Source organism: Mycobacterium sp. GA-2829 (genome assembly GCF_001499965.1).
Taxonomy (GTDB): Bacteria; Actinomycetota; Actinomycetes; order Mycobacteriales; family Mycobacteriaceae; genus Mycobacterium.
The window spans coordinates 21952-47264 of sequence record NZ_LQIT01000005.1 but is presented as its reverse complement, the minus strand read 5'-3'; the positions used below and the strand labels follow the sequence as shown (position 1 = coordinate 47264).

The following is a 25313-nucleotide window of genomic DNA, read 5'->3' as shown; positions in this document are numbered from 1 at the left end:
TTCGCTTTACCCTCGGCCCAGTGTCGCTGATCTCCACCGCCCTGCTGCCGGTCCGTGTCGCCCGCCGCGTCGCCGGCGCGGTCATCGATGCGGTGGCCCCCGCGCCGTCCACGCCGGATCTGGTCGTGATCGACGGGATGCCCGAGGGGGTGCCGCCGGCAGCGCTGCAACGCGAACCGGCTCTGCCCGCACCCGCGGGGTGGCCGTTCGGCGAGCAGTTCCCACGCACCTGCGGCACCGGCCGCTTCGCCGGTGGCGCGCTGTTTTGGACCGACTTCATCTACGACGACCACGGCGCATCCGGTGTCCCCGTGAGCGTGCCCACCGGCGGCGCCCCGCCGCGTGGCACCTACGTCTATCCCGACGGTCCTGCCGCCCGCAACGGCGCCGACATCTTCCGGGTGGCGATCGGGCTCACCCGCACCCACACCTGGTGGCGGATCGACTGGAACACGTTGAAGGACAGATCGGTTCCGGTCGGTCTGTTCACTTTCAACACGGACCGCTCAGCGGTCGGCACCAACGAGTGGCCGGCCAACGCCGGTGTCCGTTCGACGGGTATCGACCTGGCGCTGCTGGTGTCGGGCACCGGGGCCTGGCTCATCGACCTGACCACCGGAACCCGCACCGCCGTCGAGCACCGGGTCGACATGGCGTCACGGACCTTCCTTGCCTCGGTGCCCCGGGGGCTGGTGGAGCCGCGCGGCACGTGGACGGTCCGGTTGGCCGCCGGGCTGGCCGACGAGCGGGGTGACGGATTCGCGGAGGTGCCGTTCATCCGCGGCGCCGCGCCCGGGCAGCCCAACGTCTACAACCTCGCCTTCCGCACCCGCGAACAGGAGAAGGTGCACCTGAACTTCTGGTCCGATCAGGCCCAGGCCGACGCGCTCGACGACGGGGACGTCTCACAGTTCTCCCTGGCCGTGCCGTGGGACGACCTCGCCGACCGGCGCACCGACGACGAGCAGGTGGTCACCGGCACCTCGACACGGTGGTACGTCTCGTCGCTGGAGCTGGGTCAAGGCGTCGGCCCGGGGAACATCCTCGACACCGCACCGCAGTTCCTCGGCAGGGTGCAGCCGTATTCGGTGTGTCTGCCTGCCACGTACGCACCGGGCCGGAAACTGCCGCTGACGTTGCTGCTGCACTCGCTGGCGTTGGGCCAGAACCAGTACGCCGCCTTCGATCCCAAACTGCTGCACGAGATCTGCGACGGCCGTAACTCGATCGTCGTCACGCCACTGGCGCGCGGGCCGGCGAGCTGGTACTTCGACGAGGGTGAACTCGACGTGTGGGAGGTGTTCGCCCGCGCCGTGGAGCAGCTCGGCGCCGACCCGAATCGCACTGTGGTAGCCGGCTATTCGATGGGCGGCTACGGCACCTACAAGCTGGGGTTGAGTTATCCGGAGGTGTTCGCCCAGGCCGTGGTGCTCGCCGGACCGCCGACCTGTGGGGTGCGGTTGGTGCGCGGGATCGAGGCACCCGCGGACTTCGACCCGACATCGCACTGCGCGCGGGAGGGCGACACCTTCCGGCTGCTCGGCAACGCCCGCTGGCTGCCGCTCGTGATCGCCCACGGCGGTCTGGATCAGTTCGTCCCGTTCCCCGGCATCCTGCAGCAGGTGCTCGAGCTCGACCGGCTCGGTTTCCGGTACCGGTTCGCCACCTACCCGGTCGAGGACCACGTCGCGTTCCTGCTCAAGGACGACTTCGACGATCCGATCGCCCACATGGGAACCGGTCTGCGGCAACCGGATCCGGGTCACATCACCTTCTCGTGGTATCCGCAGCTGGTGCGGGAGGATCTCGGTATCGGGCCGCACCGGGTGTGGTGGGTGTCGGAGTTGCGCGCCGCCGACGAGGTGAAGGCGGTGCGCGGGAAGCTCGCGACGGTCGACGCGCGGACCTACGCCCGACCGGACCGCACGCGCACGCTCAGGCGCCGACGCGGCGTCATCCCGGATTTCGATCCGACGCCGGGTCTGTACCGGGAGATGACGTGGCAGTTGGGCGGCGACGTGGAGGCGATGCCGTGGCTGACACTGGATCTCACGGGGGTCGCCGGGCTGGCGGTGGATCTGGTGCGGGCCGGACTGGCCCAGTTGGCCCGCTCGATGATCACGGTGTCCACCGATCATCCGGTCCGGCTGCGGCTGGCGTCGTTGCCGCCGGGTACGACGGTGGAACTCGACGGTAAGCCCGCGGGCGCGGTGGTCGATGTTCCGGTCGGGCGGTCCCAGCTCACGCTGACAGCGGCCGGGTCCCCGTAATTCTCACGTCGGCAGGGGAGGGCCGCGATCATGTTGCCCAACACCACCATCCAGGTCAGCGTGGGCAGCAGGTCGAGGATGCGGTCGTTCATCGTGCTCTCCCACGCGATGTCGAAGACGTACTGCAGCAGGGCGGCCGCGAAGGCGATGCCCGCGACACAGCCGGCGACACGCCACTCGTCTGCCCAGCCCCACAGCGAGATCGCGACCAGCACGGCCACCGCCACAGCGGCGACAACGGGCCGCAAGCCCGAGTCCACGCCGAGAGGCGGCACGAACACGTCCGACAGCGCGGTAGCGACCAAGGCCAGTACGGACGTCGCTGCGACGCCACGTCGGATGGTGCGTTTCGCGTCGGCGGAGACTCCCTCGACGGTGATCTCGCCCGACTTCTTGTCCAGCCAGCGGTACGCCGCGGACACCAGCACCGCCGCGGCGGCGAAGGCCTCGAACGGGACGGCGAGATAGCGCGTCTCACCGGAACCCCAAGGCCACCCCACATCGGCGAGGTGCCACCCGCCGACGGCGATGACCGTCATGGCCAGTAGTCCGGAGGCCGCGCGGTACCGCCCTCGGTCGGATTCGTCGAGGAGCGCCCGCCATGCCCGCCGGTTCGCGTCGTCCGGGGTGATGGTCTTCTTCAATGTGCGCCAATGCAAGTGGATCCGTATCGCACCGACGACGATGGCGATGCCCAACCCGAGGAACGCGATGCCGTAGACCACGTGAAGGGGGCGCGGACTGTCCGCGACGCCGAGCAGCGCCGCGGACAGCAGGACGGTGGCGATGCCCAGCAGTAACCGCAACGGATCGGCGATCAGCGGCAGCGGTACGGCGAACGGACGCAGCAGCGACAGTTGCGCCGCCCACTGCGCGACTTTCGCGGGCCCTCCCGCCGAGTCCCCGGGGAGCACGGCGCGGTAGAGCAGCGGGACGATCCGCGAGGCGAGGGCGAAGCGGTAGTGAGGACTCAGCGCGTCGAGAGTCTGCCCGCCGACGGTGTCCGTGACCAAGCGGCCGTCGCGAGTCACGTCTCCTAAGGCCTCGGCATCGTCGCAGATCGACTTCTGGAGAGCCGCGACGTCCGCTTTGCATTGCTCCTCACGGCTTTTCTTGGTCTCCGACGGTTTCAGACCGTAGCTCTTGTCGATGATGCGGGTGAGGGCGGCCGCGGCGTCGAGGCGGCCCCACTGCCAGTCGTTGCGGCGCCAGTCGGTGAGCAGGAAGCCGCCGAAGCGGGCCAGCACGTTGCCCGCTAGTTTGGCATCGGAGGTCACGAGCTCGTAGGGGTCCATGTCGAGGACCTCCTGTAGCCGTTCGCCCTCCTCCTTTGCCGGTGGACGCCGGACCCATCCGCGCAGAAGTGTTGCGCGCGCGGCGCGTACGAGGACACCGGTGTCGACGGCATCCGAGGTGGGTTCGAGGCTGGTGATTCGGTCGAAGGCCACGATGGACGCGGTATCGGGGATCCCGGTCTGGGTGAACAGCATGGCAAGTTCCGCGACGGGGGCGTCGCGCAGTGGGGCGTCGTAGAACCGTGCGTAGGGCGACTCCTTGAAACGGCGGATCGTGGCCGAGTCGGGCTGCGGCAGCGCGGCCACGACGGGTGCGGTGTCGTCACGGATGCGGACACGTGCGGTGCCCAGCGCGCGGGCGGCGATGTCGGCGAGTGGGGTGCCTTCCGGGAACTCGTCACCGTCGGCGAGGTACTGGTAGAAGGTCGTGTCGTCGCTGACTTCCCCGGCCGTGCAGAGCATTCGGACCAGATCGTCGCTCAGGAGCAGGCGACTCTGCCTGTCAAGGGACTTCTCCAGCCGCTGGGGCAGCGGGTAGTCGTCGAAGGGTGGGCGATCGGTGCGCAGCGGTTCGACCAGAATCTCGTCGACGGCACGGTGTCTGGCCTCGGTGAGGACGGTCAGCCACCGGTACAGCGTGAGCTTCCAACCTCCGATGGCGGCGGCGGCCTTTTGCCGTTCCGCATCGGGGTCGAGCCCTTGGAGCAGGCTCTCGACGCTTCGCACCCACGCGATCAGGATCCTCACCTGGGCGGCGAGCGCCACCACATCACAGGCCAGCCGCTCTTCCATGCCCGGTCGGTTGTACACCTGCGCGACCCCGTCCTTCAGTCGGAGCGCGAGCTGACGATCCAGCGGTAGGTAGTCACCGCCGAGGCGCGGCGGCTGGCACAGCTCCCAGGGGTTGGTCAGCAGCGTCGTGATGCGGGCCGCGTCGGTGCCGATGCGGTACTGCACATAGGCCGACCGTTCGATGAGCGGCGACCGGCACGGCGGGTTCTGTTCCAGTTGGCTGGCCAGCGTCTCCAGGGCGCCCCGGTTGGCCAGTACCGCGTTGTTGTGCTCAATGAGCAACCCCAGTTCGTCCCGCGCCGACTCGGCCCGCTGCTTGAGGCTCAACGAGCGTTTGATCACCGGCACCCAGTTGAGTGCCGAATCGCGTTGTCGGCCAATGCTCGTCGATTTGACCGACGGTGGTTCGGGGTCGAGGTAGAGCAGGAACCGCTCCGACGGGCCGCTGGCCGGGGCCTGCTTGATCGCGCGGATCGCGCGGTCGATCGGGATGTTGTCGAACAGGCCGCCGTCGACGACGTGGAAGGGTGTCTGGACGTTCGAGTCCTGATCGGCTTTCCGCGAGAACCACTGGGCGTAGGGGAAGGCCACCGACATGTTCACGCCCAGCCCGCCCACGGTCCCGTCGGGTCGCGACTCTCGCCCGGTGCCGCGATCGATGTGACCGCGTGGGCTCGGTTCGAAGTACGGCGGGACGGCGGGCCCTTCGGTCTGCGCGTCGGGTGCGCCGGGGGTGACCGAGAAGATGGCCGCGGGTTCGAACGCGCCGGGGAACGACGAGGTCGCACGGGCCGCCAGAGCCAGTCGATCCAAGGCGCTCTCGCCTGCCGGAGTGCCGGCCTCCATGCCGTTGGGAATGGTGCTCTGCCGGGAGCCGAGTGTGCCTGCACTGGTGAGGAACGAGAAGCGGGCGCGGTTGGCGCTATCGGACTCGGACTTGTCGGTCAGCAGGGTCGCGGCCAGCTCGACCGTCAGCCGCCGTGCCGCGAACGCGCCCTCGCTTTTCTTCACGATGCGGTCCAGCGCGTCGCGCATGACGACGTAGAAGCGCTCGTCGCCGCGGAGCACCGACGGCACCCGGCCGAAACCCGGCTCCCGCAACAGCTCCCACATACCGCCGTCTTCGATCCACGTGGAGTGGGCGATGTCGTCGAGCTCGGATCCGCAGGTCTGCGCCAGCCCGTACAGCACCGCGTTGAGCCCGCCCGCGCTGGCGCCGGCGAGGATGTCGATCTCGACGGCGCCGTACTTCTCCGTGCGGCGGAGCATCTTGCGGTACAACTCGGCGCGGCTACCGGGTTCGGGCGTGGGCGCGCCGCTGGTACACGCGCGCCGGAACACGTCGATCTCGGCGATGGCGCCACCGATCCACACCGCCAGGCTGACGCCGCCGCGCATCGCGAGGGCGAGCCGCAGCGTGCGCAGCGGTTTGGTCCCGGTCGTCGGCTGAGTGGACATTGATCCCCCCGGATGGCGATGCTCCGGGTGCCAGTGTTGCTCAGCGCGCGGTCGGGTGCAGGCTCATTCCGCGAGTAGACATGCGGACGGTTGCGTCCGCAACGACCTACTTGACCAGCGTGAACTGCTCGACGTAGCTGACGTTGCGGTTGAAGAAGTCCGCGCAGCCCAGCAGGTACTTCATGTACCGGTCGTAGACCTCTTCGCTCGTCACCGCGATCGCCTGCTCGCGCTGCGCCTCCAGGCTCTGTGCCCAGGTGTTGAGCGTGCGCACGTAGCTGGCCGTCAGATCGTCACGATGGGCCACGGAAAAGCCTGCGGCGGTGGAGTATTCGATGACGTCCTCGTCGCACGGCACGGAACCGCCGGGGAAGATCTCCTTGGCGATGAAGCGCATGAACCGCAGATCGGTCATGGTGATCGGCACGCCGAGTTCCGGCCACCGCTTGAGCGGGTGGCCCATGATCGTCTGCAGCACCATGCGGCCGTCGCCGGGCATGATGCGGTGGCACAGATCGAAGAACGCCTTGTAGCGCTCCTTCGGGAACGCCTCGAACGCCTCGATGCTGACGATCCGGTCGACGGGCTGTTCGAACTCCTCCCAGCCGCGCAGCATGACCTGGCGCGACCGGGAGCTGTCGAGTCCGTCGAGGATCTGCTGACCCAGTGACTGCTGATTCTTGCTGAGCGTGAGGCCGATGACGTTGACGTCGTACTTCTCGACCGCGCGCTTCATCATCGCGCCCCAGCCGCAGCCCACGTCGAGCAGCGTCATCCCCGGCTGCAGATCGAGCTTGCCGAGGGCCAGGTCGATCTTGGCCAGCTGCGCCTCTTCGAGCGTCATGTCCTCACGCTCGAAGAAAGCGCTGCTGTACGTCCGCGAAGGGTCCTGCCAGAGCCCGAAGAACTCGTTGGAGATGTCGTAGTGCGCCTGGACGTCCTCGTAGGCCACCTTCATCTTTGCCGTGGAAGTCGCCGAGTCCCCCGACTCGATGTCCGTCATCTCCGTGCTCCTCCGTTCTCGAAAACCGATCTTGAACCCTATACGCGAATGGCTAGATCGGCTAAGCGGGGGCTTTCTCGAGCGTGAACTGGGCGACGTCGGTGTAGCCCTCGCGGAACAGGTCTGCGCAGCCCTCGAGGTACTTGACGAACCGCTCGTAGATCTCCTCACCTGAGATCTCGATGGCCTCGTCCTTCTTGGCCTTGAGGTTGTCGGCCCACGTGTCGAGGGTCTTGACGTAGTGCGGTTGCAGGTGCTGCTCGCGGGTCACGGTGTAGCCGGCCTTGACCGCGTGCTCCCTGACCATGGAGGCCAGCGGCAGACGGCCGCCGGGGTAGATGTAATCCATGATGAATTTGATGAAGCGCACGCGCGACATCGTCAGCGGCAGGCCCTTGGCTTTGATCTCCTCATCCTCGGGGATGATGATCGTGTGCAGCATCTGCACACCGTCGTCGGGCAGCCAGTCGAAGGTCTTCTTGAAGTAGTCGTCGTACTTGTTGAAGCCGAAGTGCTCGAACGCGCCGATCGAGACGATCCGGTCGACCCGGCCGTCGAAGTCCTCCCACGGCTGCAGACGGACCTCCATCTTGCGGTCGGTCTTGGCGTTGGCGAACCAGTGCTCCTCGATGTGCTTCTTCTGGTTCTCCGACAGCGTCAGCCCGATCACGTTGACGTCGTACTTCTCCACCGCGCGCATGATGGTGGCGCCCCAGCCGCAGCCGATGTCGAGCAGCGTCATCCCGGGCTTGAGGCCCAGCTTGCCCAGTGACAGATCGATCTTGGCCAGCTGCGCCTGCTCGAGGGTGTAGTCATCCTTCTCGAAGTAGGCGCAGCTGTAGACCTGGTTCGGGTCCTGCCACAGCTTGAAGAATTCGTTCGAGATGTCGTAGTGGAACTGGACCTCGCCCTTGTCGGAACCGCGGGTCTGCGAAGCGGACTTCGACAGCCACTTGGACTCTGCCTTGGGGGTTGCACTCGATGTATCTGCCACTGTCCGTCCTGGTGAAATCGCTTATTCGGGCCTGAACACTCGGTGCCTACTGCTCGACACGGTGCCGAGACTACGCCTGCGGTCCATGGACCGACGCGGTACGCCGCCACTATGTCGCGCCCGATTCGGGAATGCCAATCGGGTGGCGAACGGGCAGGTCGGCGGCTTCCTGAGAGCAAATCGCACTCCGGTGCCGTGGCCTTAAGTTACTGCGGGTTCTCGGCAGAGGCGGCGCTCCAGCAAGACATGCGGAAAGCTCGGCGAACAATGCTCGATGTCGAGGATGGCGGGATGCGTGCCCGGGATGGGAGAGCTGACGGCAGCCACTTCGCGAGTGGCCAGCGCGCGCACCTCGCCGACGCCGTGGGCGTTGAGTGCGATGACCCCACCACGCGCGGTGGCCCCCAACACGATGACGGCGGCGCGCAGGCGCCGCCCGTAGCTGCCGGTAATCCCGACCAGGTACATGGCGTGCAGCATCGAGCAGTAGCCGACGAGCTCGTTGTTCTTGTGGAAGATGTGCAGACCGAAGCCGCCGCCGTCGGCCTGCCATGGTTCATCACCTAGAAGGCGATCAACCTCAGACGCCGGTCGATGGCGACCTGGGTCAGCGCCGTGGACACAGTGCGGCCAGCCCTAGGCGATGCGCCTCGGGTATCTGTCGGAGATCTTCGTCCCACAGCTTGGTCAGCAGGATGACGTCACATTCCGTCGACCAGCTGTTGCGCGTGCGGATACCGCCCACGAACTCGGCAAGCCCGTCGTCGGTGGCATCGAAGTCCGCGCGGTAACCGCTCTCGAGGAGGATGCGGGCGCGCAGCCCAGGCGCGATCCGGCTCAGGTGGGCCGGGTGAATCGGCAGGCGGCGTTCGTCGGCTAACGGCTGTGAGTCGGAGCGCCCAGCGAAAGGTGTTCCGCGTCAACGCTTCTTGTCGTCGGACAAGGCGTTGGCCGCGGACGTCTTCGCGTCCGCCTTGGCGTGCTTGGCGACACGTTTCTCCTTGAGCGTCATGCCGGACTTCTTGCTCATGGACGATCGGGGTGACTTGTCAGACATTGTCGGCCCTTTGAATTGGGGGCCTGGATGGTCCCGATCTACTGACCATACCCCGGATGGCGATCTACAGGGGGCGCGACGGTCGAGCGCCGCGCATCCCGAGGTGTAGCGTCGAAGAAGCCGGTCAGCCTTCGGCGCTGACCGCACCGAGCGTCCGCTCACGTCGGCTGCGCCGGTACACCACCGTGAGTCGGGACCTGCATGTCAGCTTCGTCTGTCGTTTTGCCGCAAGATCATTCGCGCCCGCCGAGTTTCGGTGTGCTCAGCACCTTCGCTCCGACCCCGTGCGGTGCCGCGGCGTTCAGCGAGGCGCTGTGTGACGGCTTGGGCTCCTTGGGTGCCGATGTCGGCGTGGTGCGGGTCGCCGATGGGCCGGCCTCGGACGATCCGCGGGTGATCGCCGAGATGGTCGACGGCTCGGCGGGCCGGTGTACGACGGTGCTCGACCATTACGACGTCGCGTTCGTCCAGTATCAGGACTGTCTCTACCGGGGTGCCGCCAGCGGCGATGTCCTCGACGTCCTCGAGGCACTGCGTGTGCCGTCGATCGTGTTGGCCCACACGATCCCGAAAACTCCCACCGCCCGCGAGCAGGCGGTGCTCGAAGCGATCGTCGCTGCCGCTTCTCACGTGGTGGTGATCTCCGAGGCGGCACGCGCACGGCTGCGCACGGGATACCGGGTGGACGGCGCGAAGATCAGCACTATTCCGCACGGTGTCACGCTGCCGCGCGGACCGGCACCGAAACGCGCCGGGCGCCCTACGTTGTTGACGTGGGGGCGCATCGGGCCCGGGAAGGGCATCGAGCGGGTCATCGACGCGATGCCATCGCTGCGCGACGTCGCGGGTCGGCCCCAGTACCTCGTTGTCGGACAGTCGGATCCACGCATACCCGAGGCCGATGCGTACCGGCAGTCCTGCATCGAGCGCGCACAGCGGCTCGGCGTCGCGGACTCGGTGCGGTTCGACGACTGTTACCGCAGTCAGTCGGAGCTGACGACGATGGCGCGATCGGCGGCGGCGGTTGTCCTGCCGTACGACTCGACCGATCAGGCCGCCTCAGGCGTGCTGGCGCAGGCCGTGGCCAGCGGGCGGCCCGTGGTGGCCACGGCGTTCCCGCACGCACTCGAACTGCTCGGGAGCGGAGCGGGAATCGTTGTGGACCACGATGATCCGGGCGCGATGGCGACAGCGTTGCGGCGCGTGCTGACCGAACCCCGCCTGGCCGGCGACATGGCGGGCGAGGGTCGGCGTCTGGCGCCGGCCATGGCCTGGCCGGTGGTGGCGGCGAGCTTCGTGCGACTGGCGCAGAAGGTGGTCGCCGGCCGCCCCGCGCGGGTGTGACCGGGTGCGCGTACCGTGGTCGGTACCGGGTGGCCCGATTTCGGGCGTCACAACCTGGCTATGAAGGACATTCGATGGCTTCGCCCACGTTCCGCACTCCGTACGACATCCGCGTCGATCTGGTCACAGATACGATCACCGCGCATTCCGAGCTCGATGATTCCACGGCCCGCGCGCTCGCAGTGCGCGTTCTGCACGCGCTCAACTCCATCCCCGAGAAGATGCGCTGACATGACCGTCACGGTGACGCTGCCCGGCGGTGGAAGTGACAAATACATGCGCTTCGGCGATGCGTACGTCAAACACAGCGATGGCACGCTCGACGTGGTCCGGCACGGTGCGAAGGAGTGGCACTCCTACGCCTCGGGTGACTGGGTGAACGTGGAAGGCGATGAACGCAAGCGTAAGCCGCGTGGGTTCTGGCGCTGAGACGTCAGCGGGCGAGCCGGTCGACGAGACCGGTGAACACGCCGGGAAACGCCGCGGCGGCCGGGACGACGGTGCGGCGCACGCCGGGTGTGGTGCTCGCGCGCAGGAACCCGGCGGTGAGCATCCGGTAGCGACGCGTCGACTGCCGCCACCGCCGGTCGTAGTCATCGGTGCGGCCGCTGACGATGCAGTCGATCAGCACCTCGGCCGTGGTGAACGCGATGCCCAGCCCCTCGCCCGTCAACGCGTCGATGTAGCCCGCGGCGTCGCCGACTAGCAGCACGCGACCACAGGACCGTCGGCTCACCCGCTGCCGCAGCGGACCCGCGGCCCTGTCGGTCCCGTGCGGGTGACCGTCGACCCGCGCCCGCAGTGCCGGGAACCGGTCGAGCTGACGGTCGAATCCGCCGCGGCCGGACGTGAGGATCGCGATGCCGACGCAATCGTCGGCCACCGGGGTCACGTAGGCCTCCCCGGCTTCTGGTCCGGCGGCCCAGTGCACCTCCACGCAGTCGGTCCAAGGGGCGATCCGCACATGCCGCCGGATACCCCACCGCCTACGCCCGTCCGTCGGCACCTCCAGCCCCAGGGACCTCCGGATGGGGGAGTGCAGCCCGTCGGCGGCGGCCAGGTACCGCGCGCGCACCTCGCCGATCCGTACCGACGACGAATCCTGCTGCACCTCAGTGCAATACCTCTGCACGACGGTCACCCCGGCCGCCCGCGCCGCACCGGACAGCGCCGCGTGCAGCGCTGTCCGGCGCACCCCTCGTCCCATCCCGCACCGGAACGGCGCTCCGGCGTCCCGCACGCCGTCGAGGTAACGGATCCCCCGCAGCGGGACCCCCGGCGGGTCCACGTCGAGCCGGGTCAGGTGCGCGACGGCGTGTGGCATCAGCCCCTCGCCGCACGCCTTGTCGATCGGGCTGCGGCGGCGTTCGAGGACGACGACGTCGAGTCCGGCACGCGCGCCGTGCAGTGCGGTCGCCAGTCCGGCCGGTCCGCCGCCGACGACCAGCAGGTCGATCACCGCAGCCTCGCCAGCGCGGCGTTCTCGACCCGAATCCGGTGCCGCAGCAACGCGGCGTTGCACAGCGAGAACACCAGCGCGGTGCGCCATGCGGCGTGGGCGAGTGGCAGGGCGACGCCCTCGACGACGACCGCGACGTAGTTCGGGTGCGCGAGCCACCGGTACGGCCCGGCGTGCACGCGCGGTGCCCCGGGCACGACGATGACGCGGGTATTCCATTGTCCTCCCAGCGTTTTGATGCACCACCAGCGCAACCCCTGTGCGGCGAGCACCGCGACGACCATCGGCCAGTGCAACGCCGGGATGCGCGGCCGGTGCAGCGCATGCACCTCGAGCAGGCATCCCGCGAGCAGACCGGTGTGCAGCGCCACCATCAGCGGGTAGTGGCCGGCCCCGTACTCGATGCCACCGTGGGCCCTGCTCCACGCCGAATTCCGTTTGGCGACAATTAGTTCGGCGATGCGCTCGGACGTGACCGCGGCGATCAGCGGGTACATCAGCGCCAGCGCAGCAACACGAGTTCGGAACAGAACCCCGGTCCCATGGCCATGAGCAGCCCGGGGCTGTCGGCGGGCGGGTGTTTGGCGATCGTGTCGCGCAGCACGTGCAGCACCGACGCCGACGACAGGTTCCCGACGTCGCCGAGCGACCGCCAGGTGAGTTCCAGGGCGTCGTCGGGCAGGTCGAGTGCCGCCGTGACGGCTTCCAGGATCTTCGGTCCGCCCGGATGGCTCACCCACGCACCCACGTCACCGATCGTGTAGTCGTGCGCGGCGAGGAACTCCGTCACGTCGTCGCGGAGGTAGCGCTCGATGACCGCGGGGAGGTCGGCGGACAGGACGAGCTGGAATCCGGCGGCGCTGACGTTCCAGCCCATCGTGTCCAGCGAGTCGGGGTAGAGGTGCGCCCGTGAATCGACGATGGCGGGCCCGGCGGCGTCGATCTGTTCGGCGCGGCGCGCCCCGACGACCACCACCGCGGCCGCGCCGTCGCCGAACAGCGCGCTGCCCACGAGGGTGGCGATGGTTGGGTCGGTCCGCCGGCCCAACGAGCACAACTCCACCGCGAGGAGCACCGCGACGCCGTCGGGTGCGCCGCGCAGATAGTCGTTGATGCGGGCCAGCCCGGCGGCGCCCGCGACACAACCCAGGCCGAAGATCGGCACCCGCCGGACGTCGGGCCGCAGGTCCAGGCGTGCCGCGATCCGCGCGTCCAGCGGCGGCACCGCGATGCCGGTCACCGTCGTGGTCATGATCAGGTCGACGTCGGCGCGTTCGAGGCCGGCCTCGGTCAGCGCACCGCTGATCGCCGCGCAACCCAGGTCGACCGCGTGCTCGATGAAGTGGTCGTTGGCCTCGCCGAAGTCGGTCAGCGCCGCGTAGTCGTCGATCGGCAGGACGAGATGGCGGTGGTCGACCTTCGCGCTGGCGTGCAAGCCGCGGACGAGGTCCTCATGGGGTCGCCAGCCGGGACTGTCGAGTATGGCCTCGGTGACCTCGCGCTGGCTGTAGCGGCGCGGGGGCAACTCACCCTGGACGCCGGCGATGACGCTTGTGGCGGACACACATGGGATACGAGCGGGCGCACGGATCGGTTCAACGGGTTCCCTGGGCGGTCTCGGCCATGTACGCCCGCATCCGCATCACTGCGAGTTCGGCGTCCCCGGCCAACAGGGCCTCCGCAATCCCTTCGTGCGCGGGACCGGCTGTCGCCAACGGGGTTTCGGAGATGCCAGGGTAGTCGGCGGCGAAGCGGGTGAAGAACTGCCAGCCCACGTGCATCGTGACGCCGTGTAGCAGTTGCAGCGCCCGGTTGCCGGTCAGCGCGGCCAGGACCGAGTGAAAGTCCACGCGGTGGCCGAACGCCGACGCCATGCCTTGTTCGGACTCGGCCCGCAGGGCCTGCTCGACGGCGGCGGTGTCGTGAGTGCTTTCGCGCAGCCGGGTGGTGGCTCGTTCGACGACCGCGAGTTCCAAGCCCGTGCGCAGCACGCCGATATGGCGGGTGGCAACGCCGCGACGTCGCAGATAAATCGCCATGAGGTCGACCACTGCCAAGATGTCCGGTTCGGTGACGAACAACCCGCCGCCGGGGCCACGGCGCGTCACCGCGATCCGGTGGTACTCCAGAATGCGGATCGCCTCGCGGACGACGGCACGGCTGGCGCGGTGGGCCGACATCAGCGCGGCCTCAGAGCCGATGAATGTCCCAGGTTGGGCGCCGGTCTGCACGATCTCGGTGAAGATCTGCCGTGCGAGGGCCTCGCCCCGTTTCACGCCCAGCCTCCCGGCCAGGGCGACCGCGGGGTCGACGTGCTGCACGGTCGCGGGCTGGCGCCGGATGAAGTCGGCCTCGGCGCGCAGGTGCCGCTGCATCCGCTCACGGGCCAGTCCCGCGTTGTTGGTCAGGATCGCCGTGGCGATGTCGGCGCGCGCGCGGCCCACCTCACCGTCGAAATCCGCGGGCAGAGCGTCGGCGGCGTTGAAGTGGAGTTTCGCCACCCGGGTGAGAGTCTCGACGAATAGTTCAAGGATCGGGTTCGCGGTCAGTTCTGCGAGGTGGATGTGCAGCAGGAGGAGGTTCGAGATCGTGCCCGTCGTTTCGCGCTCGAGGGTTCCGCGGATGGTGGCGATGTCGGCCTCGGTGACGCGCTGGGAGGCGATCTCGGCTGCCAGTTCCCCGAGCAGGATCATGGTGTCCAAGATCTCGTCGAGGGTGGCGCCGACACGCAGGAGGTAGATGACGGCCGATCCGACCACGGCGTCCACGTCGGGTTCGTCGATCACCAGACCGCCTCCTTTGCCGCGCCGCATGCGGGCCACCCGCTGGTGTTCGACGAGCCGGACCGCCTCCCGCAGTACTGCGCGGCTCACGCCGTACCGAGCCAGCAGTTCGCTCTCCGAGCCCAGCACCCGACCGACCGGCCAGCCCAGTTCGACGACGTCGGCGATGATCTGCTCAGCAGCGTGGCCGGCCAGTTTCGCCCGGCGCGAATCGATTTGGGGGGCGGTGCCCTCCGGGTTCACGCGATCACCGGTCGCTAGGGCGCTCAGCCAGCAGCCCATTGCCGAAGCGGGTGTAGGCCATCCCGTTCCGGAGCGCGGTCGACCTCGTCATGTCCAAAGGCTCCCATATCGCGCAGATGGCGCCCTGGCTCGCTGCCGTGTTGCGGGCGCCACAGCTGCCCCGACGCTGGTGCGGCGGTACGCCGAGGTGTAGTTCCCCGCGGGGGATCGCCGTGCCATGCTCGTGCCATGGTCTCCGCGCCGGAGACGCTGTACGCGCGGGATGGCGACAGCCACCTCGCGTATCAGGTTGTCGGCGGTGCCGACGGTTCAGGCGGGGTCGGCGGTGCCGGCCCCGACCTGCTGTTCGTGCCGACCGCGACGTTCCCGATCGACCTGCTGTGGGACGACCCGACCGTCGCCGCGCAGCTACGCCACCTGGCGTCGTTCAGCCGGCTGATCCTGACCGACCTGCTCGGCACCGGGAGTTCGGATGCGGTGCCGATTCGCGACCGGCCGGCCATGCAGTCCTGGGCCGACGGCCTGCTGACGGTGCTCGACGCCGTGGGTAGCGATGCGGCGTCGGTGTTCGGAATGTCCGAATCGGGGCTGTCGGCGATCCTGCTCGCGGCCAGCCATCCGCACCGGGTGCGGTCGCTGGTGTTGACCAACCCGTTCGCGCGGTACGTCCGCGGCCCGGATCACCCGTTCGGGATGCCGGAGCCGGCGCTGGCGCGCTACCTCGAGGCCGCCGAACGTGCGGTGGGCTCCGGTGCGCTGGTCGATCAGCTGGCGCCGAGCTGGTCGGGGGATGCGGCCAAGCGCCGTTGGTGGGCGCGCAACGAGCGGTTGGCCGGTGGACCCGCGCACTTTCGGGCGATTTTGGACCTGTTCCTGCGCACCGACATTCGGCCCGCACTCGGCAGCATCCAGGCGCCGGCGTTGCTGCTGCACCGCAGCGGCGACCGGCACATCCGGCGTCAGCACGCGGTGGACATGGCGGCGCGGATGGCGCGGGCCAAGCGCGTCGAACTCGACGGCGACGACAACGCGTGGTTCGCCGGGGATGCGGGGCGGGTGCTCGACGAGATCGAGTCGTTCATCACCGGCGGCCGGGCGGCGCCGCAGTCCAACCGGGTGCTGTCGACGGTGCTGTTCACCGACATCGTGGGGTCGACGGAGTTGGCCGCCGCGCTCGGGGACGGGGAGTGGACGGCGCTGCTCGCCGCTCATGACCGGGTGGTCGAGCGCGAGGTGACCGGTGCGCGCGGGGTTGTCGTGAAGTTCACCGGCGACGGGGCGCTCGCGACGTTCGACGGTCCCGCGCGAGCGATCCAGTGCGCCAGACGGATTCACGAAGGGGCCGCCGAACTCGGACTGACCGTTCGGACCGGGTTGCACACCGGTGAGGTGGAGATGGCCGACGGCGATGTGCACGGGATCGCGGTGCACATCGCCGCGCGGATCATGGGGCTCGCGGCGCCGGGGGAGGTGTTGGTGTCCGGGGTGGTGCCGCCGTTGGTGCTCGGCTCGCAGATCGCGTTCGCCGACCGGGGACAGCACGAACTCAAGGGTGTCCCGCAGCGCTGGCCGGTGTTCGCGGTGCGGGATTAATCCTCCAGCGCGCGGCCCACGATCAGCGGGTCCGGCTCCCCGACGACGGCGGCGTCCTTGTCGTCGTAGTCGAACTTGGACAGCAGGAACCGCATGGCGTTGAGGCGCCCGCGCTTCTTGTCGTTGGTGTTGACGACGATCCACGGCGCGTGGTCGGTGTCGGTGGCCAGGAACATGTCCTCCTTGGCGCGGGTGTAGTCGTCCCACCGCCGCGCGGCCTCGATGTCCATGTCGGAGAACTTCCAGTGCCGCAGCGGGTCGACGAGCCGGATCGCGAAGCGGGTGCGCTGTTCGGACGGGGACACCGAGAACCAGAACTTCGTCAGATGCAGTCCGTCGTCGACGAGCATCTCCTCAAAGAGCGGTGCCTGCCGCATGAACACCGCCTGCTGCTCCTCGGTCGCGAAGCCCATCACCCGCTCGACGCCTGCGCGGTTGTACCAGGACCGGTCGAACAGCACGATCTCCCCGGCGGTCGGTAGATGCCGCACATAGCGCTGGAAGTACCACTGCGACTTCTCCTGCTCGGTCGGCTTCTCGAGCGCCACCGTGCGGGCGTAACGGGGGTTGAGGTGTTCCATGAACCGCTGGATCGTGCCGCCCTTGCCGGCGGCGTCCCGGCCTTCGCAGAGGATGACGTGGCGGGCGCCGGTGCGCTTGCTCCAGCGCTGCAGCTTGAGCAGCTCGATCTGCAGTTTGCGCTTGTGCCACTCGTAGTCGGCGCGCGGCATCCGCTCGTCATACGGATAGCGCTCACGCCAGGTTTCGACCGGGTTGCCGGCGCGGTCGAGCAGCACGGGGTCGTCGTCATCGTCGTCGCGGACGGTGTAGCCGTGGTCGGGCGTCGCCAACGCGTCGAGGTCGATCTCGGTCACGTCGCTGGAGCGAGCCGGATCGCGGCGATCCCGAGACGCGTTGCCGCAGCATAAAATTCGCCTCTCGACGGGACGGTGTTGTCGCGGAACTTGATCCCCATGGTCTGCTGCGCCTTCTTGGCGCCGTAGTTGCTCGCGACCCGGTGCACGATGTCGGCGACGGTGTCGGGCTCGGTGATCAGCTCGCCCCGCATATGGGTGGTGCGTCCGTTGTGCAGGACCTCGGCGGGGGCGCCGTCGCGGAAGTTGTACTTCCACTTCGCCTCGAGGATGACGTAGAGGTCACCGTCGAGGTGGTGGGCGCTGACCGGCACCGAGAACCGGCGGCCGGTCTTGCGCCCGGTGAAGCTGACGACCATGAACTGTTTGAGCGCCGACCCCAGCGGCGTGCGCAGGGCGGTGCGGAGCACGGGGTTGACGACGGAGAGCAGTGCCTGCGGCGGGTGGGCGACATCGATGGATTCGGCCATGACACCACGGTAGGACGGTAGACGGCCGGTCGTGCGGCTTTGCGCGACCGGCCGCCGGCTCTCACAGCAGCCCGAGCAACTGCAGGTCGGAGAGGTACTTGAGGATCACCGGCGCGGTGACATGGGGGATGTCCTTGTCCGGCCCGATCTTGGCGTCCTGCACCGCGGCGCGGAAGTGGTCGGCCGGCGCCAGCGAGCCGTTCACCGGGTGTTCGGGCCGCTGGTAGTTGTGAATCAACGGCAGCAGCGACGCCTGGCGTTGCCGCTCCGGCAGCGCCCGCAGCGCGGTGTCGAACCGCTCCAACCACGCCGCGTAGCCGCCCGGCACCCGCACGATCGGGTAGCCCGCCTCGACGATCCAGTCGACGAACGTGTCCAGGCTGATCGCATCGTCGTGGGGGTTCATCACGTGGAAGGTCTCGAACCCGTCGACCACGCTCGCCCCGATCGTGGAGATCGCATCGGCGATGAACTCCACCGGCAGCCCGTCGTAGTGGGCGCGCTGGCGGCTGCCGCCCGCGTCGAGCTCGTAGAACGAGTTCGGCGCGATCCCCGTCGCGACGAGGCTGAAGAGCAGGCGGGTGAACATGTCCGGCACGTTGAGCTGTCCGGCGTAGGTGGTGTCGGCCATGATCATGTCGCAGCGGAACACCGACACCGGCAGCCCGGCCAGGTCGTGGGCCTCGCGCAGCAGCACCTCACCGGCCCACTTGCTGTTGCCGTAGCCGTTGGCGTAGCTGTCGTCGACCGCGCGGGTGGGGCTGATCTCGCGGATGTCGGCGTCCTCGACGAAGCGGCCCGGTGCGATGCCCTCGGCCACCCCGATCGTCGAGACGTACACCAACGGTTTGATCCGCGTGGTCAGCGCCAACCGGATCAGCTCCGCGGTGCCGACGACGTTGGGCCCGAACAGCTCGCGGTAGGGCAGCACGTGGTTCACCAGCGCGGCGGGGTCCACGATCAGGTCGACGGTGTCCGCCAGCCGCTGCCACGTCGCGCGGGTCAGGCCGAGGTCGGCCTCCCCCTTGTCGCCGGCCAGCACCTCGAGGTGCTCTCCGGCGAGCGCGCGGTAGTGGGCGAGCAGTTGCGGATCGGACCCGAACGTGGCGTCGAGGCGGGCGCGGGCGGCGTCGTCGTCCTTCGCGCGGACCAGTGCGATCACCTTCCCGCCGACGAGGTGCATGCGCTCGAGCCAGTGCAGCGCGAGGTAGCGGCCGAGGAAGCCGGTGGCGCCGGTGAGCAGCACCGTGCGGATCTCGCTGCTCGGGTCGGGCAGCGCTCGGGCGTTCGTCAGCGTCGCGTCGTCGAGGAACTTGTCCAGCGTCAGGTCCCGGGCGTGCACCTCGGTCGCGTCGCGGCCGTGGACGGCGTCGTAGGTCGGGCGCTTCGCGGTGCCGGTGCGCTGGTTCTCGATGTAGGCGGCGATGGTCGCGAGGTCGCTGGCCGGGCTGACGATCACCCCGACCGGCACGTCGACACCGAAGATGTCGCGCAGCAGGTTGCCGAACGTCAACGCGGACAACGAGTCTCCGCCTAGGTCGGTGAACGCGGTGTCCGGGGCCGCCGCGGTGGTGCCGAGCAGCGCTTCCGCGGCGCGGACGACGGTCTGCAGGGCGGGGCCGTCGGCGCCGGTGGTCCGCAGTTCGCGCAGCACGTCGGCCTGCCCCTCGGCGAGGTCGGCGTAGAGCTGTTCGAGCGCGGGCCCGTAGTGCTGTTTGAGTTGCGGGCGGGCCAGTTTCCGGATGCCGGTGAGCAATCCGTTCTCCAGCGTGAACGGCTCGGTCTCGACGAGGAAGTCCCGCGGGATCTCGAAGGACTGCAGCCCAGCGTCTTTGGCCACGCTCTGCAACGCCTCGGCCAAGTGTGTCTTGCTCGCGGAGACGTCGGTCGGCACGATGACGGCCAGCACGTAGGAGCGGGCGCTGTTGCCGTAGACGAAGATCTGCCGGATCGCCGGATGTCCCCCGTAGGCCGCCTCCAGCCTCGACACGGTGACGAACTCACCCTGCGACAGCTTGAGCACGTTGTTGCGGCGGTCGACGTACTCGAGTCGGTCGGGGCCGATCTGGGCCATCACGTCGCCGGTGTGGTACCAGCCGTCGGCGTCGAACAGCTCGGCGGTGACCTCGGGCCGCTTGTAGTAGCCGGGGATGAGATTGGTTGACTTGATGAACAATTCGCCGCGTGGGTGGGGCCGGTCGGTGGTGAAGTAGCCAAGGTCGGGCACGTCGACCAGCTTGTAGTCGCTCACGGCGGGCCGCTGGACCTCGCCGTCGATCAGGAGGATGCCGCCCTCGGTCGAGCCGTACCCGTCGACCACGTGTACGCCGGTGAAGTCCTCGGCCCACTGCCGTAGCTCGGGCGAGGTCGGCGCGGATCCGGTCATCGCGAACAGCTGCCGGCCCCCGAGGAGGTCGTCGCCCGTCCCGCCGCGGCTCTGCACCTCCTGGAACAACATCTCCCAGATGCGAGGCACGAAGTCCAGGCGCGTCGGGCGGACCAGCGCGAGGTCGTCGAGCAGCGTCGACAGGTCGCTGCGCGCGGTGAAGTAGGCGGTGCCGCCGGAGCCCAGGGTGCCGTAGAGGACGACGCGGCCCATCACGTGGCTCAGCGGCATGAAGACGAGGCTGATCGCCGGGAGCACGCCGTCGAGGTCGCGGTCGGCGGCGAACCAGCCGCGCCATGTGTTGACCATCAGCCGGTCGGGGTACATCGCGCCCTTCGGGGCGCCGGTGCTGCCGGAGGTGTAGACCAGCAGGCGTAGGTCCTCGAGGTGGCCAGCGTCGGGCTCCCGCTCGTCGAGGAGTTGGGCGCCTTGGGCGATGACGTCGTCAAGGGTTTCGAGCGGGATGCCGTGGAGGCGTTCGGCGGCTGCGGTGAACGCGTCGCGGTGGTCGTCGATCTGCGGGTGGTAGTCGAACACGATCACGCGTTCCGGGGCGTGCGCCTTGAGGGCGAGTTCGGTCGCGTCGGCGAGGTCGTCGATGCTCGACAGGATCACCACGGGGGCGGATTCGACCACGATGGGGTGCAGTTGCGTCAGGGGTGCGCTGGTCTGCAGCGGCACCGCGACGGCACCGGCGAGGGCGACGGCCATGTCGATGACGGCGTAGTCGGCGCTGGTGAAGCCGAGCGTCGCGACCCGGTCGCCGGGCCGGACGGGGTGGTCGATCAGTGCGTGCGCCAGCGACCGCACCCGCGTCCAGGTCTCGGCGTAGGTGAGGGTGTCGAAGCGGGGCTGCAGATCGGCGACGGTGCGACCGGAGGCGTCGGTGACGAACTCGACGGCGCGGTGGCCCAGCGCGGGCCGGTCGGCGTACTCGGTCATGACGGTGCGCATGACATCGACCAGCCGCGCATCGGGCCGGCTGATGGCGTCGGTGACGTTCGGATCCGGTTGCGCGGCAATCAGTTGTGCGTCGGTGGCGGTCAACTGCTCGAGGCGGCGGACAAGCTGCTCGTTGTCTGGAGTGGACATGGTGTCTCCCGAGGACGTTCGGTGCGGCGGCGTGGGCGCGCTGCCACCAGGAGTAACGGGCGTCTTCAGACGGTCAGTCCTGGGAAAGTGCTGTGGGAGGCCTTGATTCGCGCTGTGCGCTGGTCTGACGTGCTCGTATGTCGGAGGTCGGCTTCCGTTCGGTGAGCGAGATCACTCCTCTACCGACGCAGGGGTGCGGCGGCTTCGAAGGTCGCTTTCTTGCCGGCGGACTGCCACTCCAGCCAGCGCTCCCACCTGGCGAGGTTGGCTTCCTGCCACCGGCAGTCGATCGCCGGGCTGACGCGGCGGGCCAGTTCGAGGGCGGCGATCATCGGGGCCTTCGCGAGCAGCAACGCGATACCGGGCAGCGCGGACGGCAGCCGGTAGCGGCGCCGGTTCCACGGCAACATGTAGAGGCCGAGGTAGCCGGCCTGGACGCGGTAGTGGTACTCGGCTCTTAAGCGTTGCAGGCCGCGGTGTGTGGGTGTGGGTTCGAAGGCGGGGACGAAGGATTCGACGAGTTCGGTTCCGCAGCTTGCACTGTCGTAGCTGCGGGCGGAGTCGGCGAGGAACAGGATGCGCCAGGCGTCGGCGACCGTTTCGGGGAAGTAGCCGTCGCAGCGGACACCGACGAGGTGCCCGCAGTAGCGGTTGAAGTGCAGCACGGCGCGCATCTCGTGTGGGGAGGTGAGGTGTCCGAGGCCGAACAGGCCGAGGGCGGGGGCGACGCTGCCGCCGAGCAGGGTGAGCAGCATGGCGGACTGGCTGATCGGCAGGCCCCAGCGCTCGGCATCCCACTCGGGGTGCTGTTTGACGCGGTCGCGGACGCTCACGTGCATGATCCGTACGTGCAGAGAGATGTTGCGGGCGGGGGAGTTCGGCGTGAGCAGCGCAGCGGGGCGGCACACCTCGATCCACCACCGCGAGGTCTCGAGGTAGCGGTGCAGCGCCCGGTCGCCGGCGTACCCGCCGGACAGGGATAGCGGGACGGCGAGCCAGCCCTCGGTGTAGGTGTCGTTGGTGCCGGCGTTGCCGAGCGCGCCGAGGGCGTAGGCCCAGCGCCGCCACACGGCGGCGCCCTGTTCGAGGAGGTCGGGGTCGAGCCAGTCGGGTCGTTGCTCGAACTCCTCGAAGAGTGCGCGCATGGAGGCCGGGGCGTCGTCGATGGTGTCGATGCCGTCGCGCTGCGCCTTCTCGACGAGTTCGCGGGCCTTCCGGGCGCCGAGCTCGCCATGGTAGGTCTCGGCGACGAAGCGTTCGGCGGTGGGATCGCCGTGCTCGAGGCCGTCGATGAACCTCTGCGCCGTCACCGCATCCGGCAGCAGGTCGATGCCGAGCTTCCGCGCGCTCCCGACCAGTCGGGCGCGGCGGCCGGTGGGCGGGTAGCGGAAGGCGGTGGGCATCCTCCTGTCTTAGCGCACCGGACCGGGCGAATTCATCCGAACGTGTGACATCCCGGGTGCGCGGGCTGTGGAAGTATCCGCCGCGTGGGTTTCAATCCGCCACCCGGATGGCCGATGCCGCGGGGGTGGGACCCCCCGGCGGACTGGACGCCGGATCCGGCTTGGCCCCCCGCACCCGCCGGCTGGCAATTCTGGGTCGACGACACTACGCCGACCCCGTCGCCGAGATTGGTTGACCGACAACGGCAATCGAAGGTAGCGGGACGCGGGTCGAAGGCCGTCGCCGTGGTCACCGTCTGCGCCGTGGCCGTCGCCGCGCTTCTGGGCGCGGGTTACTTCTTTCTCACGGGTCGGAGCCACCACGATGCGGGCCGTGCCGTGGCCGGGCAACTCCGCAACACCTTCCCGGACCTCCCGTCCACCGGCTGGCGGGTGAACTCCGCCGCGATCTTCGAGGGTGCGGCGTTCGTCCGCCCCGACGCCACGTCGTATCAGTACCTGCGCCCCGGGTTCATCGATCTCGGCGACACGTTGATCACCGCCGCGGTGCTGCCGCAGACCGACCGGGGTGCGACGCTCGTCGCGATCGACGCGGAATCCGGGGACGTCAACTGGACCGCCGACGCAGGGTTCCATCCGGTGTGCGCCGCCGCGGCGGTCGACGGTCTTTTGCCCTGCCTGGGCCAGGAGTCGCACTTCGGCCCCCCGGGGCTGGGTGCTCCGCCCTACGTCCACTTTCTTCGGATCTCGGACGGCGCAGTCACGCATAGGATCGCGGTCGCGGAGGAGACGCGTGCCGTCGAGGTGCACGACTCCGCGGTGTACACGATGAGTTACGACTACTCCGCCGATGTCCGGTCGATGACGCGCGGGACGACGGACGCGCTGGACGCCGGCTGGCGCCGGAGCTATCCGGTCGGCGACGGCTCACAGTCCTGTCCGGGCTCCGGGGACACCACCTACGACGGGGTCGACCACGACGTGGTCTATTCAGGCAACGACGGCGGCATGGTGGTGGCAGACGCCGCCGACGGGGAGCGGCTGTTGCCCGGTGAGGTCACTGAGCTGAAAGTGTTTCCCGGGCAGGGGTTCACCGCTCGCCTCTGTCGCGGCGGCGACCCCGACTCTGTCGACACGGCCATCGTCGACACGCAGGGCAACGTCCTGCGGGAGGTCGCCGGAGCGGTGGCCAGACCATGGCTGGTCGACCAGACAGCGAATGTGCCTTACATCGTCGATCGCACCGCCTACGACTTCGCCACCGGGCGCGAGCTGTGGACCGCGTCCGGCGGGGTGCCGGAGTTGCACACCATCGTCGGCGACACCGTGCTCGGCGGTGGCGGCCGCGGCGAGGGGCCGCTCACCGCGTTCGACCTGGCCACCGGCCGGCAGCTGTGGACGAGCCGGGTCGACGTCGGCGACTTGGAGTTGTCCGACGGACGTCGCGTCATGGGAGTGACCGCCGACGGCCTGGTGGCGGTTGATCTGGCGACCGGGGAGGAGGCTTGGTCGATGGCCGGGACCGGCGGTCGGATGTTCCTCGGGCGTGCCGGCACCGGATTCGCCTCCGCCGCAGCTGAGGTGATCACGTTCTACCCGCCCACCGGAGGACCGGCAGGCAGCCCCGGGCGCGGCGGCGGTGACGAAGCCGCGGACGCTTCGGTGGCGATGGTCACCAAGTGTGGTCGCACGCCGGAGCTGCGTCCCGTCGAATACCGGGCCGAGAACGGCGCGCTCGTCGTCGTGATGGAGGTCAAGGCGCGTTGTCCGGGCGGGGACGTCGTGTCGACGAACCGGCTGCGGGTGACCATCAGGGACGAACGCGGGCTCATCTGCTCCGCGACGTTCGACTTCTCCCGGGATCCGCTCGTCCTGGGGCCGGAGGACTCCGGACCGGTCCTCGTCGAGCTCACCTTCGGCAGCGGCACGTATTCACGGCATCCGAACACCCTCGGCGACAACGCAGGTCGGCAGTCGGGTGGCGAGATCGTCACGCAAGCAGGAGCTTCCGGCGACGAAGTGGTGGAGTGCGAGGACGAAGGCACCACCGGCGGTGTCGAAAGCGCCCCGGGGCCGGCCGTCAACGGTCCCCAGCGTTCGGCAAGTTCCGATCCGCCAGGCACACAGATTTCGTGCGGCAGCGACGCCGACACCATGGCCGCCCTGAGAGCTCAGGTCGACGCGGACCGGCCGTATGTGCAGTCCTCCCTCGCTGACCGGTGGGTGGCCCAGTTGTCCTCCAAGCAACCGGGTCTAATCGCACCTGACGTCGACGGCCGGGTGGTGACCTGGACGCCGTGCGAAATCCTGCAGCAGCACCTGCGGATGCGCGGGCAGTATCCCGAGGTGCGCCTGGTTTGGAGCGACGAGTGGCGGACCTTCGACTTACGCGGCTGGTGGGTGACCATCGCCGGCGTGACATTCCCCGACGCGGGCGCCGCCAACGGGTGGTGTGACGCGCGGACGATCCCCATCGACGAGTGCTACGCGAAGGTGATCAGCAATTCCCGGGATTCGCGCGGCACCACGGACTACCGCCGCTGACGCCCGCTGGATTGGTTGCTCGTCTCCGGGCTCCGGGTCGCCCGATCGCCACGTCGCGTGCGATCGGCAACAACCGCGGTGGTCTGCGAGGGAGGCCAAGGGTGGACCCCACCGGGTGCAATGATCGTGCACCGACCACGATGGTCCTGCCGGGGCCCTAATTGACGCCCTGGCAGGCAATTCGCCGCCATTCACCTGCTGATTTGCTGCTAGGCGTGCGAAGCGCGGCGTTGTTGGTTAAGGTCTCCGGCA

18 protein-coding genes and 1 pseudogene are annotated in these 25313 nt (G+C 68.9%); 7 read left to right on the top strand and 12 right to left on the bottom strand.

Features of this window, described 5'->3' with window-relative positions:
* The first annotated feature begins 20 nt into the window (after nucleotides 1-20).
* Nucleotides 21-2270 carry a peptidase gene (locus tag AU194_RS32470; RefSeq protein WP_082698470.1) on the top strand — a complete coding sequence of 750 codons (2250 nt, stop codon included), beginning with the start codon at nucleotides 21-23 and terminating at the stop codon, nucleotides 2268-2270.
* 1160 nt (nucleotides 2271-3430) lie between these two features.
* Here the strand turns inward: AU194_RS32470 and AU194_RS32465 are convergent.
* The 4 genes and pseudogenes from AU194_RS32465 to AU194_RS32950 form a co-directional block, all read right to left on the bottom strand.
* Nucleotides 3431-5755 (bottom strand): annotated as a pseudogene (locus AU194_RS32465) (DUF3376 domain-containing protein); the annotation flags it as partial.
* A 166-nt stretch (nucleotides 5756-5921) separates the two neighbouring features.
* The gene (locus AU194_RS04400) at nucleotides 5922-6818 is read right to left on the bottom strand and encodes a cyclopropane mycolic acid synthase family methyltransferase (protein WP_082698469.1); all 897 of its coding nucleotides are present in this window, start codon (nucleotides 6816-6818) and stop codon (nucleotides 5922-5924) included.
* 61 nt (nucleotides 6819-6879) lie between these two features.
* A complete protein-coding gene (locus AU194_RS04395; RefSeq protein ID WP_059088017.1) occupies nucleotides 6880-7812 on the bottom strand; it encodes a cyclopropane mycolic acid synthase family methyltransferase in 933 nt (310 codons plus the stop codon).
* A gap of 201 nt (nucleotides 7813-8013) precedes the next feature.
* Nucleotides 8014-8292, bottom strand: coding sequence for a hypothetical protein (locus AU194_RS32950; protein ID WP_369804023.1), 279 nt, complete (start codon nucleotides 8290-8292; stop codon nucleotides 8014-8016).
* A gap of 163 nt (nucleotides 8293-8455) precedes the next feature.
* On the opposite strand from AU194_RS32950, the gene AU194_RS32945 reads away from it, so the two are divergent.
* The 4 genes from AU194_RS32945 (at nucleotide 8456) to AU194_RS04380 (ending at nucleotide 10642) form a co-directional block, all read left to right on the top strand.
* A complete protein-coding gene (locus AU194_RS32945; RefSeq protein ID WP_369804022.1) occupies nucleotides 8456-8692 on the top strand; it encodes a hypothetical protein in 237 nt (78 codons plus the stop codon).
* 378 nt (nucleotides 8693-9070) lie between these two features.
* On the top strand, nucleotides 9071-10213 hold the full coding sequence (locus tag AU194_RS04385; RefSeq protein WP_059088016.1) for a glycosyltransferase: 1143 nt from the start codon (nucleotides 9071-9073) through the stop codon (nucleotides 10211-10213).
* A gap of 74 nt (nucleotides 10214-10287) precedes the next feature.
* Nucleotides 10288-10443, top strand: coding sequence for a DUF6307 family protein (locus AU194_RS32120; protein WP_197417509.1), 156 nt, complete (start codon nucleotides 10288-10290; stop codon nucleotides 10441-10443).
* Nucleotide 10444: 1 nt separating this feature from the next.
* Nucleotides 10445-10642, top strand: coding sequence for a hypothetical protein (locus AU194_RS04380; RefSeq protein ID WP_059088015.1), 198 nt, complete (start codon nucleotides 10445-10447; stop codon nucleotides 10640-10642).
* Nucleotides 10643-10646: 4 nt separating this feature from the next.
* Here the strand turns inward: AU194_RS04380 and AU194_RS04375 are convergent, their stop codons facing one another.
* Genes AU194_RS04375 through AU194_RS04360 form a run of 4 tightly spaced genes read right to left on the bottom strand, consistent with a single transcriptional unit; the run spans nucleotide 10647 to nucleotide 14698 of the window.
* Complete coding sequence (locus AU194_RS04375) at nucleotides 10647-11672, bottom strand: NAD(P)/FAD-dependent oxidoreductase (protein WP_059088014.1); 1026 nt, start codon at nucleotides 11670-11672, stop codon at nucleotides 10647-10649.
* The gene (locus AU194_RS04370) at nucleotides 11669-12169 is read right to left on the bottom strand and encodes an isoprenylcysteine carboxyl methyltransferase family protein (RefSeq protein WP_059088013.1); all 501 of its coding nucleotides are present in this window, start codon (nucleotides 12167-12169) and stop codon (nucleotides 11669-11671) included. The genes AU194_RS04375 and AU194_RS04370 overlap by 4 nt, the downstream gene beginning before the upstream one ends.
* Nucleotides 12169-13236 (bottom strand): type III polyketide synthase, encoded by a 1068-nt coding sequence (locus tag AU194_RS04365; protein WP_059088012.1) that lies wholly within the window; start codon nucleotides 13234-13236, stop codon nucleotides 12169-12171. Before AU194_RS04365 ends, AU194_RS04370 begins: the two co-directional genes overlap by 1 nt.
* Before the next feature lie 31 nt (nucleotides 13237-13267).
* Nucleotides 13268-14698 (bottom strand): FadR/GntR family transcriptional regulator, encoded by a 1431-nt coding sequence (locus AU194_RS04360; protein ID WP_059088011.1) that lies wholly within the window; start codon nucleotides 14696-14698, stop codon nucleotides 13268-13270.
* A 228-nt stretch (nucleotides 14699-14926) separates the two neighbouring features.
* Here AU194_RS04360 and AU194_RS04355 point away from each other — a divergent pair, with 228 nt between their 5' ends.
* Entirely contained in the window at nucleotides 14927-16291 is a 1365-nt protein-coding gene (locus AU194_RS04355) for an adenylate/guanylate cyclase domain-containing protein (protein WP_059088010.1), read from the top strand.
* Here the strand turns inward: AU194_RS04355 and ppk2 are convergent.
* The 4 genes from ppk2 to AU194_RS04335 form a co-directional block, all read right to left on the bottom strand.
* Nucleotides 16288-17166, bottom strand: coding sequence for a polyphosphate kinase 2 (ppk2, locus tag AU194_RS04350; protein ID WP_059088009.1), 879 nt, complete (start codon nucleotides 17164-17166; stop codon nucleotides 16288-16290). The genes AU194_RS04355 and ppk2 overlap by 4 nt on opposite strands.
* The gene (locus AU194_RS04345; RefSeq protein WP_059088008.1) at nucleotides 17163-17636 is read right to left on the bottom strand and encodes a hypothetical protein; all 474 of its coding nucleotides are present in this window, start codon (nucleotides 17634-17636) and stop codon (nucleotides 17163-17165) included. The genes ppk2 and AU194_RS04345 overlap by 4 nt, the downstream gene beginning before the upstream one ends.
* A 61-nt stretch (nucleotides 17637-17697) precedes the next feature.
* On the bottom strand, nucleotides 17698-21114 hold the full coding sequence (car, locus tag AU194_RS04340; protein ID WP_059088007.1) for a carboxylic acid reductase: 3417 nt from the start codon (nucleotides 21112-21114) through the stop codon (nucleotides 17698-17700).
* A gap of 179 nt (nucleotides 21115-21293) precedes the next feature.
* Complete coding sequence (locus tag AU194_RS04335; RefSeq protein ID WP_059088006.1) at nucleotides 21294-22517, bottom strand: oxygenase MpaB family protein; 1224 nt, start codon at nucleotides 22515-22517, stop codon at nucleotides 21294-21296.
* A gap of 303 nt (nucleotides 22518-22820) precedes the next feature.
* Between AU194_RS04335 and AU194_RS04330 the strand changes: the two genes are divergently transcribed.
* Nucleotides 22821-25061, top strand: a complete 2241-nt coding sequence (locus AU194_RS04330; protein ID WP_197417508.1) for a PQQ-binding-like beta-propeller repeat protein — start codon at nucleotides 22821-22823, stop codon at nucleotides 25059-25061.
* The last annotated feature ends 252 nt before the right edge of the window (nucleotides 25062-25313 follow it).

What these genes read in the sequence shown, in the direction of transcription:
- AU194_RS04335 (WP_059088006.1), bottom strand. Translation starts at nt 22,517, where the DNA reads ATGCCCACCGCCTTCCGCTACCCGCCCACCGGCCGCCGCGCCCGACTG.
- car (WP_059088007.1), bottom strand. Translation starts at nt 21,114, where the DNA reads ATGTCCACTCCAGACAACGAGCAGCTTGTCCGCCGCCTCGAGCAGTTG.
- AU194_RS32950 (WP_369804023.1), bottom strand. Translation starts at nt 8,292, where the DNA reads ATGCTGCACGCCATGTACCTGGTCGGGATTACCGGCAGCTACGGGCGG.
- AU194_RS04400 (WP_082698469.1), bottom strand. Translation starts at nt 6,818, where the DNA reads ATGACGGACATCGAGTCGGGGGACTCGGCGACTTCCACGGCAAAGATG.
- AU194_RS04380 (WP_059088015.1), top strand. Translation starts at nt 10,445, where the DNA reads ATGACCGTCACGGTGACGCTGCCCGGCGGTGGAAGTGACAAATACATG.
- AU194_RS04385 (WP_059088016.1), top strand. Translation starts at nt 9,071, where the DNA reads ATGTCAGCTTCGTCTGTCGTTTTGCCGCAAGATCATTCGCGCCCGCCG.
- AU194_RS04355 (WP_059088010.1), top strand. Translation starts at nt 14,927, where the DNA reads ATGGTCTCCGCGCCGGAGACGCTGTACGCGCGGGATGGCGACAGCCAC.
- AU194_RS04370 (WP_059088013.1), bottom strand. Translation starts at nt 12,169, where the DNA reads ATGTACCCGCTGATCGCCGCGGTCACGTCCGAGCGCATCGCCGAACTA.
- AU194_RS32120 (WP_197417509.1), top strand. Translation starts at nt 10,288, where the DNA reads ATGGCTTCGCCCACGTTCCGCACTCCGTACGACATCCGCGTCGATCTG.
- AU194_RS04345 (WP_059088008.1), bottom strand. Translation starts at nt 17,636, where the DNA reads ATGGCCGAATCCATCGATGTCGCCCACCCGCCGCAGGCACTGCTCTCC.
- AU194_RS32945 (WP_369804022.1), top strand. Translation starts at nt 8,456, where the DNA reads ATGCGCCTCGGGTATCTGTCGGAGATCTTCGTCCCACAGCTTGGTCAG.